This window comes from Paenibacillus nasutitermitis (genome assembly GCF_014641075.1).
Classification (GTDB): Bacteria; Bacillota; Bacilli; order Paenibacillales; family Paenibacillaceae; genus Paenibacillus_Z; species Paenibacillus_Z nasutitermitis.
The window spans coordinates 602,848-616,132 of the sequence record NZ_BMHP01000003.1 but is presented as its reverse complement, the minus strand read 5'-3'; the positions used below and the strand labels follow the sequence as shown (position 1 = coordinate 616,132).

The 13,285-nt window shown below is 48.2% G+C and carries 15 protein-coding genes and 1 pseudogene; 7 read left to right on the top strand and 9 right to left on the bottom strand.

Annotation, left to right across the window (positions count from 1 at the left end; genetic code table 11):
- Nucleotides 1-24 precede the first annotated feature (24 nt).
- Entirely contained in the window at nucleotides 25-432 is a 408-nt protein-coding gene (locus IEY46_RS21745) for a hypothetical protein (protein ID WP_188994959.1), read from the bottom strand.
- Nucleotides 416-889 carry a MerR family transcriptional regulator gene (locus tag IEY46_RS21740; protein ID WP_188994957.1) on the bottom strand — a complete coding sequence of 158 codons (474 nt, stop codon included), beginning with the start codon at nucleotides 887-889 and terminating at the stop codon, nucleotides 416-418. The genes IEY46_RS21745 and IEY46_RS21740 overlap by 17 nt, the downstream gene beginning before the upstream one ends.
- A gap of 191 nt (nucleotides 890-1,080) precedes the next feature.
- On the opposite strand from IEY46_RS21740, the gene IEY46_RS21735 reads away from it, so the two are divergent.
- Both IEY46_RS21735 and IEY46_RS21730 read left to right on the top strand, forming a co-directional pair.
- A complete protein-coding gene (locus tag IEY46_RS21735) occupies nucleotides 1,081-1,518 on the top strand; it encodes a GNAT family N-acetyltransferase (protein ID WP_188994955.1) in 438 nt (145 codons plus the stop codon).
- Between the two features lie 36 nt (nucleotides 1,519-1,554).
- Nucleotides 1,555-1,833 (top strand): annotated as a pseudogene (locus IEY46_RS21730) (23S rRNA (pseudouridine(1915)-N(3))-methyltransferase RlmH).
- 148 nt (nucleotides 1,834-1,981) lie between these two features.
- Here the strand turns inward: IEY46_RS21730 and IEY46_RS21725 are convergent.
- Entirely contained in the window at nucleotides 1,982-2,866 is an 885-nt protein-coding gene (locus IEY46_RS21725; RefSeq protein ID WP_188994954.1) for a DMT family transporter, read from the bottom strand.
- A 64-nt stretch (nucleotides 2,867-2,930) separates the two neighbouring features.
- Here IEY46_RS21725 and IEY46_RS21720 point away from each other — a divergent pair, with 64 nt between their 5' ends.
- Nucleotides 2,931-3,848, top strand: coding sequence for a LysR family transcriptional regulator (locus IEY46_RS21720; protein ID WP_308422824.1), 918 nt, complete (start codon nucleotides 2,931-2,933; stop codon nucleotides 3,846-3,848).
- A gap of 247 nt (nucleotides 3,849-4,095) precedes the next feature.
- Here the strand turns inward: IEY46_RS21720 and IEY46_RS21715 are convergent, their stop codons facing one another.
- Nucleotides 4,096-4,842 carry an MBL fold metallo-hydrolase gene (locus IEY46_RS21715; protein ID WP_188994950.1) on the bottom strand — a complete coding sequence of 249 codons (747 nt, stop codon included), beginning with the start codon at nucleotides 4,840-4,842 and terminating at the stop codon, nucleotides 4,096-4,098.
- A 110-nt stretch (nucleotides 4,843-4,952) separates the two neighbouring features.
- Between IEY46_RS21715 and IEY46_RS21710 the strand changes: the two genes are divergently transcribed.
- Nucleotides 4,953-5,828 (top strand): LysR family transcriptional regulator, encoded by an 876-nt coding sequence (locus IEY46_RS21710; RefSeq protein WP_188994948.1) that lies wholly within the window; start codon nucleotides 4,953-4,955, stop codon nucleotides 5,826-5,828.
- A 388-nt stretch (nucleotides 5,829-6,216) separates the two neighbouring features.
- Here the strand turns inward: IEY46_RS21710 and IEY46_RS21705 are convergent, their stop codons facing one another.
- Complete coding sequence (locus IEY46_RS21705; RefSeq protein ID WP_188994946.1) at nucleotides 6,217-6,810, bottom strand: alpha/beta hydrolase; 594 nt, start codon at nucleotides 6,808-6,810, stop codon at nucleotides 6,217-6,219.
- 226 nt (nucleotides 6,811-7,036) lie between these two features.
- Between IEY46_RS21705 and IEY46_RS21700 the strand changes: the two genes are divergently transcribed.
- On the top strand, nucleotides 7,037-7,585 hold the full coding sequence (locus IEY46_RS21700; RefSeq protein ID WP_188994944.1) for a TetR/AcrR family transcriptional regulator: 549 nt from the start codon (nucleotides 7,037-7,039) through the stop codon (nucleotides 7,583-7,585).
- On the top strand, nucleotides 7,578-8,567 hold the full coding sequence (locus IEY46_RS21695) for a glycerophosphodiester phosphodiesterase family protein (protein WP_188994942.1): 990 nt from the start codon (nucleotides 7,578-7,580) through the stop codon (nucleotides 8,565-8,567). The genes IEY46_RS21700 and IEY46_RS21695 overlap by 8 nt, the downstream gene beginning before the upstream one ends.
- A gap of 132 nt (nucleotides 8,568-8,699) precedes the next feature.
- On the opposite strand, the gene IEY46_RS21690 is transcribed toward IEY46_RS21695, so the two are convergent.
- Together IEY46_RS21690 and IEY46_RS21685 are read right to left on the bottom strand one after the other, a co-directional pair.
- Nucleotides 8,700-9,176 carry a GyrI-like domain-containing protein gene (locus IEY46_RS21690; protein ID WP_188994940.1) on the bottom strand — a complete coding sequence of 159 codons (477 nt, stop codon included), beginning with the start codon at nucleotides 9,174-9,176 and terminating at the stop codon, nucleotides 8,700-8,702.
- Nucleotides 9,177-9,198: 22 nt separating this feature from the next.
- Nucleotides 9,199-9,678, bottom strand: a complete 480-nt coding sequence (locus tag IEY46_RS21685) for a hypothetical protein (RefSeq protein ID WP_188994938.1) — start codon at nucleotides 9,676-9,678, stop codon at nucleotides 9,199-9,201.
- Between the two features lie 149 nt (nucleotides 9,679-9,827).
- On the opposite strand from IEY46_RS21685, the gene IEY46_RS21680 reads away from it, so the two are divergent.
- Nucleotides 9,828-10,820 (top strand): helix-turn-helix transcriptional regulator, encoded by a 993-nt coding sequence (locus IEY46_RS21680; protein ID WP_229750455.1) that lies wholly within the window; start codon nucleotides 9,828-9,830, stop codon nucleotides 10,818-10,820.
- 129 nt (nucleotides 10,821-10,949) lie between these two features.
- Here IEY46_RS21680 and IEY46_RS21675 read toward each other — a convergent pair whose 3' ends face one another.
- Both IEY46_RS21675 and IEY46_RS21670 read right to left on the bottom strand, forming a co-directional pair.
- Entirely contained in the window at nucleotides 10,950-12,056 is a 1,107-nt protein-coding gene (locus tag IEY46_RS21675; protein ID WP_229750454.1) for a PRK06851 family protein, read from the bottom strand.
- A 202-nt stretch (nucleotides 12,057-12,258) separates the two neighbouring features.
- Nucleotides 12,259-13,233: a carbohydrate deacetylase gene (locus IEY46_RS21670; RefSeq protein WP_188994934.1), complete on the bottom strand. Its 975-nt coding sequence runs from the start codon at nucleotides 13,231-13,233 to the stop codon at nucleotides 12,259-12,261.
- Nucleotides 13,234-13,285: the final 52 nt, after the last annotated feature.

The window sequence follows — 13,285 nt, the reverse complement described above, 5'->3', positions numbered from 1 at the left end:
GAACGGTGACGATTGACCACCAATCTATTTTTGCTTCCTTCTTATGCCCAGTATAATGAAGACGACATAGATTACGATGGCAATCGAATCGATTAACGTATCCGTAAGTGCCGAAATGTCGTGAAACGCCGTTATGCCAACAATGACCATCAGCCGGACGATCAGGAGCGAGACGATCATCCATGCGGCAATTCGAGTCTTCGATTGATCGGCTTGCAATGACATGAAAATGAAGACGATGCCGAAGACCAGATTTTCCGCTGTAATGATGTGCCAGACATACGTGAACATTATCCGGGTGTCCATGGCTATCGCACTTTCGTGGAGTGTGGGCAGTACAGCGGATTCCCCGTTCCATGCGTGCGAAACAGCAAACAGTACGGCAAGAATGCCTGCAATCAGATAATATAAATTCCTAACCTTGATGTTCATTACATCCCTCCTCGGATTTTCCCCGTCCCTTCTTTCGGATTGACTGGTAAATCTCGCTCGCATACTCTGTCAACTGCTGATCGCTTTCCGGATTAAAGTCCCTGAGCGTTTCGGCTGCCAAGTCGAGCAGCTGACTGACCTTTTCCAGATGGGCAATTTTCTTGCGCGTTTCCGCACTCTTGGCCTCAAGGAACGCTGCAACCTCCTGGCAATAAGCAGGGTCTACATTCTCCATCCTGTGGAACCCGAACTTTCCCTTAATTTCATCAAGCGAAAGGTCCGCATACTGCATGATTTGAATGTTCATCAAGTCGATGAGGTCGTTCTTCGAATACCTGCGGTACCCATTGTCCTCGCGCGACGGCGATACGATTCCAATCCGGTCATAATACCGTAGCGTATCCTTCGGGTAACCAAGTATCCGCGAAACCTCTTGAATAGAATATAGTTTATCCATGTATTCAAACTAACATTGGAGCACACTCCAAGGTCAAGTCATTTTTTGTATTTTATCTCCACGGACTGAATTACGGGGTTGCCGGCTTGGGACCGGGGTACGTCATTGAGAGTTGAAAGGTTTTTGGCTCTGGCATCGAGAATAAGGATATAGAAGTCATTCCTATAACTTGGAAATTGAGGGATAGCAAAATGATCATTGTACGCCCGTTTCAGCAGGATGATGTAAGGGATCTGACTGAACTGATGAGCGATTTAGGATATCCTACCGCAGTAGATAAGATGTTAAACCGAATGAAAACAATAAATGAAATCCAGCTGTATGCAACATTCGTTGCTGTAATGGATGGAACGGTGGCAGGGATGATTGGGGCCCGGGATGTTTATTATTATGAAGAAGACGGGTTTGCTACGCAGATCTCATTATTAGTAACAAAAAGCGAATATCAGGGGAGAGGTATAGCGACAAAACTGATTCAATATGTTGAAGAACGGGCGATTAAGAACGGAGCAAACTGCCTGCAGCTGACAAGCGGTATAAAACCGGAACGTGAAAGAGCCCATCAATTTTATAAAGCCAGGGGCTTCAAGGTAACTGGTTACCGGTTTGTGAAGAAATTAAAAACCTAGCCGGCTTTTTGTATATCCAAGCAGGCAACCCATTGAATGAATCCTAACGAATCTGATTTCACGAGAACAGAGAATCGATTGATCAAGGAGAAATACCTAACGGACGGTATTGGCGAGTATGCCAAGCGGCTGGAGCTGGACGTGAGGTTCGAGGTGCTGGAGATGCCCGACGAGAAAGCGCCCGAGACGAAGCTCAGCAGAAGCTGAGCTTCGTCTCGGGCACATGACACTGCCGTTTCAGTTAATGCGGCTGGTGCTGGCAGAACAGATTTATCGGGTGGTGAAGATTATTAGGGGGAACCGTATCACAAGTAGGGCGAAATTTGCACGAAAACACCAGGTGTAGGGACCATCCGTGGTGGATGGAGGCAACGAATTAGAGTACTTTTAAGGGCAGAACTGAAATCTTCGCGACGGTGATTTTGGCTGCGTTGAGCATGCGGTATTTTACGATTAAGTCACTTTAGACCTGTCTTGGCTTTACATTTACAAGCAATATGCTGGCAACGATAAGCACCATGCCCACGATAAGGTTCATCGTCAAATGTTCATTCAGGAACAAAATGCTGCAGATGATTGAGACGACCGGGATGAGGAATGTGTACGAGCCGACCTTCGATGCCTCGCCTGAACCAATTAGCTTGAAGTATACGAGCCAACCAAGCGCAATGACGAATACGGAGATGAACAGCGTATCGTACAAGAAGGCTGCCGTCCAGCGCACCTCTGACCAGCTCTCGACAGTCGATCCGTAAGCCGTCATGACGATGCCTCCAATCACGATCTGCATAGCGGTCATCCACAGCGAATCAACCTTGGCTGCCTGCCTTTTGATATAGACTGTGCCAAGCGCCCAGCTTAGTGCGGATCCCAAGGCGAGCAGAATGCCGATGATGGAGATGCCTCCCTCCAATCCACCGATGCTCATCGCGGCGACTCCGCCGAAGCCGAGCAGTAGGCCGACCATTTTCCGCGCGTACATCCTCTCTCCAAGCCACATCCAAGCGAACAATCCGAGCAGCACAGGCTGGAGGAACACGATCGCAGAGAACAGGCCTGCCGGCATGTATTGGAGGCCAACTGTTTGGAAGCCGTAGTAGAATACGATGCTTAAGAATGCGGACAGCACATAATACAGCCACGTTTCCCGAAACCGAAGCTGCTTCCAGCGCGGTAGCGCGATGATAATAAGCAGCACTCCTCCGATGAGGGTGCGAAGTCCGGCAAACAGAAGCGGTGGCGTAAACTCGAGAGCATACTTGGATAAAGGCCAGTTAATTCCCCACATAAGAATGAGGAAGGCCAAGTAGAATAACGTTTGCTTACGCGATAACGATGTCTCTGACATATAACAAATCTCTCCTTGTGTTAAGCTTCATCCGAATGATACACTAAATTGAGGTATGATGAAAATGAATGTTTTTCATAGGAGGCATATCATTCACGTTATGACATATACACAGATCAAGCTGTTCGTGAAGATCGCAGAGACTGGGAGCTTTACAAAAGCCGGCCTTGAACTAAATATGACGCAGCCCGCGGTCAGCCGAGCAATCTCCTCGTTAGAATCGGAGCTGGATATCCCTCTGCTGCTGCGCGATCACCGCGGTGTGCAATTGACTGAAGCCGGTAAGCGAATCGTCGTGCAGTTCCGTGAGATTCTCGGTACCTTCGCCAAGGTCGATCAAGTCATCGCTGATGAGAAAGGACTTCAAGTTGGCACAATCCGCGTCGGAGCCTTTCCTGTAGCCGCCGCTCACTTCCTGCCACGTATTATTAGTGTTATTGCCAAGCAGCATCCGGGCATCGAATTCGAGCTGCATGAAGGAAGCATCGACGAACTGAGAAACTGGCTGGAGACAAGAGTGATCGACATTGCATTGCTCATTCCGCCGGACGGTGATTGGGAGACGATTCCACTTTATCGGGAGAAAATGTTCGCCGTACTGCGAGAGGATCACCCGCTGAGCAGTCTACCCATTGTCCCCGTCAAACAGCTCTCGACGGAGCCATTCATTACGTGTAAAGCCGGCTATGAGCCGCCGATTACAGACCTCTTCGAACGAGCGAGAGCTCACCTGCAATCGAAGTACATCGTTCAGAGCGTCAGCATGGCTCTAAACATGGCAGAGGAAGGTCTCGGCTTCCCCATTCTGTCCGAGCTTGCGCTGAAGTCCCTCCCTACAGGGCTCGTGAAGCGCGAGCTTGAACCAAATGCGTATCGCGATATCCGACTTGCAGTTCCATCTATCGATGAGGCATCCCACGCGGTCAAATTGTTCATTCGGACTACGCTTGACTTGTTTCCGCCGCCGTATGACATGACTTAAAATAAATCAAGCCCCGGCCCGCGTGACAACGCGAGTCGGGGCTTTCGATTACCCAGCCACTGCTCATTTGGGTGCCTAAAGATTTTTCGCTCTATAGATGATAAGGTGAACCTTACCATAAGTGACGGCGAAAATTTTTTTTGCAGGAAAGTGCGAGAATGTTGTAGGAATTGTGCAATTGATTGATTCATGAGCAGGAGGCTATCTGGTCATCAATGAACAGTGTTATCGTGTGAAGCGTGAATAATTAGTAGCTGTTCGCCAAATGAAGGATGCGTTGATTCACGTTTTCTTTACAGATGCCTCCATGATAACAAATGACCGTTTGGATGTCGTAGGGGATGAATTTTTTCAACGATCTTTTAGCCATATCCTCATCCACGCAGTTGTCCGGTGCAACGAAATGTCCGTCCTCGATCATAAAAGCATCTCCGGCAATAAGGAGCTTGCTTTGTTTAAGATAAAGGCTGATATGTCCGGGAGTATGGCCCGGGGTATGAATAACGGTGATTCCGCCGAGGATAGGAAGTTCTTCTCCATCCGCTATAGTGCGGTCGACTCTCGCTTTGGGCGGATTTTCAAACGTTTGCAGGATCATTTGACGCCTTTCACGCGAATATTCGGTAGGTATCATAGCGCTGATTTGATGGATGAAGTCCTGAGTTACCTTCAGCAGCTTTCGGTCTCCTTGGATATATGGTTTCTCCTCATCAGTAGCAAGTACGTCGATTTTTTGCGGGAATTCGTTCAACAGCTCCGGCAGTCCGCCAATATGATCCAAATCCTGATGGGTAATGATGATTTTACTAAGCTTTGAGAACGGGATGTTCGCTCTGACCATCGCTTCTTTGAAAACGGACAATTGGTTCGGAACTCCAGTGTCCACCAGGACGGCTTCATGATCGTCCCAAATCAAAGCAGGATGATACACCTCCGGTCTACCTCTAAAATTAGCCGTGATCTCTACGGTTTCTACTCCAACAGTTGCCTTCATCTTTATCATCATCTCCTTGCTATTCAGCTTACTCTTGAACATACATAGTGTCTAATTTATCATAACAATGATTATCATGAATAATATTAATGAATGGGGGATTGAGGAAGATGGAACTGACCCAGTTGGAATATTTTTTAACAGTGGTTAGACTCCAGCATGTGACAAAAGCATCGGAGTCTTTGTCCATTACTCAGCCGGCATTAAGTCATTCCATATCCAAGCTGGAAGAGGAATTAGGCATGCCGTTATTTGAACGCAGCGGGCGGAACATCAAGGTAAGCCGATATGGACGAATGTTTGCCGATTCCGTAGAACGCGCGTTGCTCGAGTTGGAAAGGGGCAAGCAAGTGCTTGAGGAATACGCCAATCCCGAGTCGGGGGTAGTCAGCCTTGCCTATCTGAATATACTTGGCGCGGAGCTAGTACCGAAACTTATTCAAGGATTTCATGAGCTCTACCCGAAGATCCGATTCGAGCTCGTACAAGGCAACCACAGAGTCATAAGTGAGCATATGGAAAAAGGCGAATGCGACCTCATGATTTCATCCATGCAGATGGAGTCTAGCGATTACGGATGGATTCCGTTACAGACAGTTCCATTATACGCGGTGTTCCCCGCGACTCATCCTTTGGCACAGCGGGAGGAAATCCATATATCGGAATTGGCCGGTGAACCGTATGTGGAAGTAAAGCATCATTGCGGGCTGAAAACAACGCTCGAGACGTGCTTCCATCGGGCCGGGTTCACTCCAGCTTCCGCTTATGAAGCGGAAGACTTGATGACGGTAGCAGGCTTCATAACGGCTGGTCTTGGTGTATCCATACTCCCTAAAACCAATGGTTTGATGCTTGATGGCCTCGTATGGGTGCCAATCAAGGACGAAGGAAGCTGCTGCGAGATCGGCTTGATTTTGAAAAATAACGGTTATCTTACGGCGGCGACAAAGAGATTTTTAGAGTATGTAAAGGAATGTTTTCGATAATATTGAACGAACGGATACGCGGATTTTTAATAGACAAGAGTTTACGATGCCATGCTCACCATATTGATGACCTCGCTGGATTCCGCGCAAACAAGGGGCTTAGTCCATAGTCCTTATAAAGGTGGTAATGATGCTCTATCACTATCAAAGGAAAGAGGTAATTTGCGAGTTGCAAAGTTTACTAGAAAGCTCGTAGATCAAGCAAACGGGAGAAACGATAGTGGAATCACCGACAATCAGGCCGCCGATAAATTCGACGGCCTTATGGGCACGTTATGAAGGCTGATCATAGCCCTCGAATCGGCGAAAATGTTGGAAATCATGGGCCGCGGGGGATTTTTTCGCCGATAGACCCGTTAAGCTGAACCTTATCATAAGTAGGACGAAATTATCTTACGATCTCCACTTCTTCAAAAGGAGATTCCTTCAGCTCAAAAATCTCCTGTGCAATCCCTTTTAGGTGAAGCTCGAAGAATGAGGCAACATACGTTATTTGGGCTTCCAGCATTTCATCCGCGTTCGCCGTGCCAATGCTGCTTTGTATGATCCCCGGCGACAGACTCAGATTGCTGTCGATTTGCGGCATGAGAACCTGATAATTCGTAAAGGTATAGTGCATTCCCTTAGGAATGGCAATGTCATATTTCCAACCGGTGGACTGTTGCCAGGAGGACAGTCTGTCTTCGCGCGTCAAATGCGAGTCGAGCTCGTCATCAGAAGTATAGCCGGATTCCATAAGCATAAAGGGCAGATCCAATCCGTGTTCGGCAACTGGAAGAGGGTGGTCCGGCATGTAGCCTAGGGTACCGTCCATATCGATTCCGACGTCGAAGCGATCGTCCTCATACATGGCTTGAGCAGCGGCAGCACCGCCCGCCGAATGGCCAAAAATGCCTACATGCGTAAGATCGAGCGCCGATGAGAGACCGTCCGGCAAATCATCCTGCGTGTAATTGGGATGTCTTGGGGCATTGTCGCCCAAAGCCAACTTCCAGCGGCTGCGATGAGCAGTATAAACAGCAGAGCAACCCATTTGGACGAATGAGACGCTTCACTGGTTACCGTTCTGTACATAGAATTTGCAGTAAATACATAGTAAAGTGCGTAGATCAGTATGAATGCGATCACGCAAAGACCGATTGGCAAAGTGATATCCACGGAAGCCAAATCGCTAAACATTCTTCTCAACAAATGAGAAAACAAAGGAATTGATCGTACGTACAGCCATCGAACTGTTCAAAGAGAAAGGTTATGACAACGTAACGGTCGAAGAGATTACGCAGCTATGCGGCATCGCGAAAGGGACGTTCTTTAATTATTTTCCTAAGAAAGAGCATCTGTTGCTACACGTTGGCAGTTCCTATAACGATCTGTTGAATGAAATTGTTCGGAAACAACGCGAGGGAAATCTGAAAGACCGGCTCATGGATCTATTTCGTGATTTCCTACGCCTATATTTGAAGCATTTCGAACTGCTGCGTCTTGTCTTGATTGAATCCTTCCAATCGACACCTGATTCGACCCACGATGCTTCCAACTTAGCCTTATTTCAAGAATCCATTCGAGAGTTGCTTGAGGAAGCGAAAGTTAATGGTTCTCTTCGAAGTCGCCATGACGCTAAGGATTGCACCACGGTACTGGTCGCGGTTTTTTACCAAACGCTACTCGGCGTTACTGCAGGTGCCAATGAAGACGAATTGATGGCTGCCCTGCAGAAGAAGTTCGATGTGATCTGGGAGGGAATTGCCGATGCGTAGGTTGAAAAGAATGGGAAAGAGCAAAGTCTTTTTGTTTCTTGTGGCTCTGATTGCCTTTATCTATCTGAATAACAGCTCTCTGTTTGCGAAACAGCGCAACGGAGACCCTTTGCTCTTAGCACATCGAGGGCTTGCTCAGACCTTCTCGTTAGAAGGCATCGAGAACGATACTTGCACGGCCGAACGAATCTATGAGCCGGAGCATCCTTATCTCGAGAATACGATTCCTTCCATCGAAGCGGCTTTTCAAGCAGGGGCGGATATCGTCGAATTCGACGTTCATATTACGAAGGATGATCAATTTTCCATTTTCCATGATTGGACGCTTGACTGCCGTACGAACGTGGAAGGCGTAACGAGAGACTACACAATGGACGAATTGAGAAACGTTGATATCGGATACGGCTACACGGCCGATGGCGGCGCTACTTTCCCTTTTCGCGGTAAAGGGGTCGGCATGATGCCGTCATTGACGGAGGTGCTGGATCGATTTCCGGACAAGCCATTTCTAATAGACGTTAAAAGCAATGATCCTGAAGAGGGGAAATTGCTCGCTCAATATTTATCGAAGCTTCCGAAGAAGCAGCAAGACCTGCTAGCAGTATATGGAGGAGATGAGCCGATCGCCGCTGTCCAAGAAGCGATGCCCGATATGCGCGTCATGTCGAAAGCGACGATGAAGGACTGTTTGATCCCGTATCTGGCCGCCGGCTGGACGGGTTACATGCCTGAAGCGTGCAATAATACCGAACTGCATATCCCGGAGGAAATGGCGAAGTGGCTATGGGGTTGGCCGAATAAATTCTTGAATCGGATGGACCGGGCGGATACCCGTGTCATTGTCGTCGGCGGCAACGGCAGCGAATTCTCGAGCGGGTTCGATACGCCGGAGGATATCGAGCGCTTGCCTTCTACCTATTCGGGAGGCATATGGACGAACCGAATCGATCGAATCGCGACGTTATACAATGATCGTTCATAGTAACTCGTTCTAGGAGGAGCTTTTTCTTGAATTGATACGCTGAACCGTACCATAAGTGACGGCGAAAATTTTTGCGTTTTAGGACATCAGGTTTGAAGGCGAGGCCGGGGGAGTAGTCCCCCGGCATGCCTACTATTTTTTAACCACAGGAACCCAAAATTCGCCGTAGAAAGTGCCGTTACCGTTTTCTTTGCGATAAGTTGCATTTGGTCCGCCGATGTAAGCATAGTCAGTGATTTGTGCCAAGACTTCGCCAAAAGCACGGTAAGTCAACTGATCAAACAAAGTTTCTTTGTCGCCGGTTCCTGCGACTACAATGTACTCGCTCTCTGGAAACTCGATGGTGCGTGTTGCGTCAGCCACCGATTTGCTAGCTTCTACCGCGAAATAATTCCACGGCCTGCCTTGATAAACCTCGTTGACTGACCATTCGCGATCATCCCTTGCAGCTGCTTTGAGCTTATCAAAACGCCCGTCCGCCTTGAGTCCTCCCCAAAACTCTGCTTTTTCCTTTTGCAAAGCGGGCACGTCTTGGAAATTTGATTGAATTGAAAAACCATAAGCGGTCAATGTAAATGATTTCTTGTGTTCAACTGTGTAAGTTGCCATGGGAGTGCTCCTTTGATTGAGATTAGCCTTCTGCTTTTTTTACACGAAGCCACATTTCGCCGTAGTATTTAGCGTCTTCAGCTGCTTTAACGAATGTTGAGTTACCAGGTCCAACGTATTTGTAGTCTGTGATTTCTTGTAGCAGACCACCGAAAACTGTGCCTGTTATTTCGTCAGCAAGGCGGTCTTTGTCAGCGCCTGTGCCAGGCACCACGAGGTAGTCCCCCGCGAGGAAGTCGAGGACGACCGCGCCTTCCACGTCGTATGCGCCCATTACGCCGAAGCCGCGCCAAGCTTTGCCGTCGAGGACGTAGTTGATTTGATATTCTTGCCCGTCAGCGAGCGCGAGAAGTTCGGCAAGTGTGCCATTTTCAGTGATTTCAGCCTTTTTCGCAGCAGTTTTAGCTGCATTACCTGCCCAGTCGTTGAAGTCCTCAAATGAAACACCGAAAGCAGTCATTTTGTAGTTTTCTGAGATTGTTTTGATGGAGTGGTTAGACATTTTGTTCTCTCCCTTTGCGGATTATTATTTACAAGATTGATATTATTCTCTAAATGTATCAAAAAGCGATACTTTTTATTGAATATCAAAAAAGTTGAAAAACAGGATCAAATTTAGTACTGATGCTACATTTCTGATACAATAAAATCATGAAAAAGACAGAACGAGTGAACCTGATCATGCGCTTCATCAATAACCGGGCGCATTTTACGATTGCAGAGATTCAGCGGGAGTTCAAGATTTCTCGCGCGACGGCGATCCGCGACATTAACGAGATTCAGGCGATGGGGTTTCCGCTGACGACCGAGCTTGGGCGCGGCGGCGGCTACAATGTCCTGCAAAATCAGTATCTGTCCGCCGTCCGTTTCACGCCGGAAGAGCTCAAAGCGATATTTATCAGCTTTATCGCCTCGAAAAATTCGCAGCTGCCTTATTTGCAAAATCGCCGCTCCATCACTGAAAAACTCATCGGAATCGCTTCGCAGACCCAGCACGACGAGCTGATTGAGCTGAATAATATCTTGCTTTTTGAAAATACAAATCCCGCAAATCCGAATCTTCTGGAACTCGATGATGCGGCACCTGCGGAGTTGAACCAGTTGATTTCGCTTACTGTGAGGGATAAGCACTTGCGCTTGACTTATGAGCCGAGTCCTGGCTGGCCGCAGTTGATGGACGTTTTTTTGATTCATATTTTTAACTCAAACGCTCAATGGCTGGTCGAGGTTTATGATCTTGATACGGATGAGTTTCGGTATTTGCCTGTTGAGATGCTGCGGGATTCGGCCATTTCTAAGCAGGAGATGAAGCGGTCTGAGCAAGAGATCTTAAGCAAAAAACGGATTGGCGCACGTGAATCCAATCTGGTTGTAAAGCTTGATACGACTGGGATTCAGCGCTTTAAGCGCATGCATCCACCGGGGATTATTTTGTCTTTTACTGGGATGTTCCAGTCGAGTGGGATTTTCAATGTTCAACTGGATGTGACCGATGTTCAGACGCTAGACTATTATGCGGATTGGCTTTTGTTTTTGGGGAAAGGGGTAAAGCTTGAACGGATACCTGATGAGCTGCGCTTGATTCTGGAAGAGCGGTTAAGGGGAGGCGCCGACACTTTAACAAAATGCACGCGAGGCCAATAAGTACATCGGGGTTAGGCTATCCTTGGAGGAATTAATTCAATAATAGGTATGTGATGCTTTATTTGGAGGGCTCAGCTTTCAGTAGACAATTGAGCCCAGTCTGAGATAGAGCGTTTTTGGATTGTACCCTTATTTTGAAGGCTGCAATGAGTCGATCAGTTCATTCAACTCGGACTGCAATTGCAGTTGGAGTTCATCTACAATCGAAAAATTTGTGGCCGCAACATAGTAGGCCTTAATTTGAGAATCGATGGCCTCGGCTTCGGCCAAAAGGGAGGTGGCCTCTTTCATTTTTGCCGAATAGCGTTCTTTAATAATGGCGATTTCGGCTGAACAGGCCTTATCTGTGCCAGGAGCGATAGTAAGCGAATACATATCCAAGACTTCATCCCCATCCCGATCGGGAAAGTATTCATGTGGGGCGGTACTATCGAAGATAGCTGTTCGGAGCCTCGGGAAAATCAACATATCCAGGCTGTTTGGATCAAAGCCGCAATGAAACACTTGAATTTCGATTCCTTTACTTTCAGCAGCGGCGGCAAGTTTTTTTAGCAGTGTCGATTTTCCGGATCCTGGCCTTCCTTTGATGAAAATCCGCCGTTCCAGCTGAGTGGTCAAGCTTTGAATAAAATCGAATGCCCCCTTCGGAGTCGCAGCTCCGAAAAACAGGTGACGCCCAACGGTTGGGGTATCACTTTCTTGACCAGCAAATAGTTCTTGAATCAAATCCTGCGCAATCTGGTCGGCTTTCATGAAATCCATGCTTTCGATATAATATTTCTCCCATTCGTCATGAATCCGCAATGCGGTTAAGAACGTTTCATATGCTTTTGAATAAGTGCTATCAAGCTTGCCTCTAAGATCTTCAATCGTCCTGGAATGCCCCGGTGAAATAAGACTATTATCAAGCGCTTCCCCGACATGGATAGAGACGATTCCACCAGTCTCGTTTTCCGAAATCCCCTCGCAGGCTCGCCCATCGACAATACCAACCTTCAAATCCGTTAGAATGATGCCATCCAGTTCGTCGGGACGGAGAGGGGAGTGGAAGCATTGCACGTGCTGGCCTTTATCCAGCAAGCTATCCGCCAAGCTGCGAATGACCGTCGATTTCCCCGTACCCTGGGGACCCGTAAGGACGAATATCTTGCTCAGCCCATCGAAGGCCGATTTATACAAGAAATGGGCTCCGCGCGCAGTGTTGCCGCGGGCAAAGTAGTGAGATGATTTTTCCATCAACCTGAAACACTCCTTTTTTTGCTTATTCCGATTCGCAAAGTTTACAGGATCAGGGGAATCGAATAAGCATGCGTGGGATAAGTGCCTATGCATTTGTTTATTCCGCTTTGTAAAAAGTGGTGTTTGTACATCTCGACCGATGGTATGTGACAATAAAACTCATATCATCTGATGCTCAGGCTGACATAGTCGGCCAGCATTATTTTCTGAATCTTCTCCGCCGCGGAGCCGCAGCTTTAAGGCTTCTTCGGCGGAGTTTTCTTTTGACGGTTATGCGTTTTGGTTTGTGAGTGATGGGCTTTCTTGCCCTTGGTTTCCTTTTTTTCCTCTGTGTGGAGCGCAGCGGGAGATGAGAGCGGGGAAGAACCGATACAATCAGCTCTTCCGGCTGTGCGGGAGAAGCCCCTGCCGGGGATGCCGGCAGGGGCAGCTTTTTCGGAAGATGTCCAAAATGGATCAGCGCGATGTCTTGTTCATGAAGGGCATCCTTAATCTGCCGGTCAGTCAACGCCCGCAGTTCGGCACCGCGAGTGTCCTGCGGGACAAAGCCTGACCCCGCCTCCGGCTCCAAATAACGAGGGTGGCACATGAGCTCCGTCGTCCCCTCTTGAAGCGCATGAAGATGAGCAAGCAGGCGGGCAGCGCCCTGGTCGCTGTCGTAGGTGTCCATAATCAAGAAGTCCGTTTGCAGCGGCAGCTCCTCAATGCCGTTGGGATACGGATGCAGGCGTATTGGCAAATGTTCCTGCCTGGCCAGCTTCATCATGGCGGAATAAACGGCGGGAACCTCCAAATGAATATGGTGATGGGTATCCAGATGGGTAGGTCTGATTCCGGCTGAGATCAGTTTGTTATACTGCTCGCGAAGCTCCCGTTCGATGTCCCCTGCCTGCCAGAGGGGCGTGACGCAGGAGAAGCAGCCATTGGCCGGGGATGCCAGCGAAGGTATGGTTTCGACAGGGGAGAGCGGACATCCTGCGGTCAGGTTGAAATGCAGGCCTATGCCCATAGAGGGCGTCCGATGCGCCAGGAGAACCGCATGCTGGAATCCGGGCATATTGACCATCATGGAAGTGCTGGACACCGTTCCGAATGCATGGGCTTCCACGATTCCCAGATTAACGGGTACGGACATTCCAAAGTCATCGGCATTAATGATGAGATATTTATTCAAGGGAATCTCTCCTAAACCGATTTTTAATAATATATGTCGGATTTTTTGAATC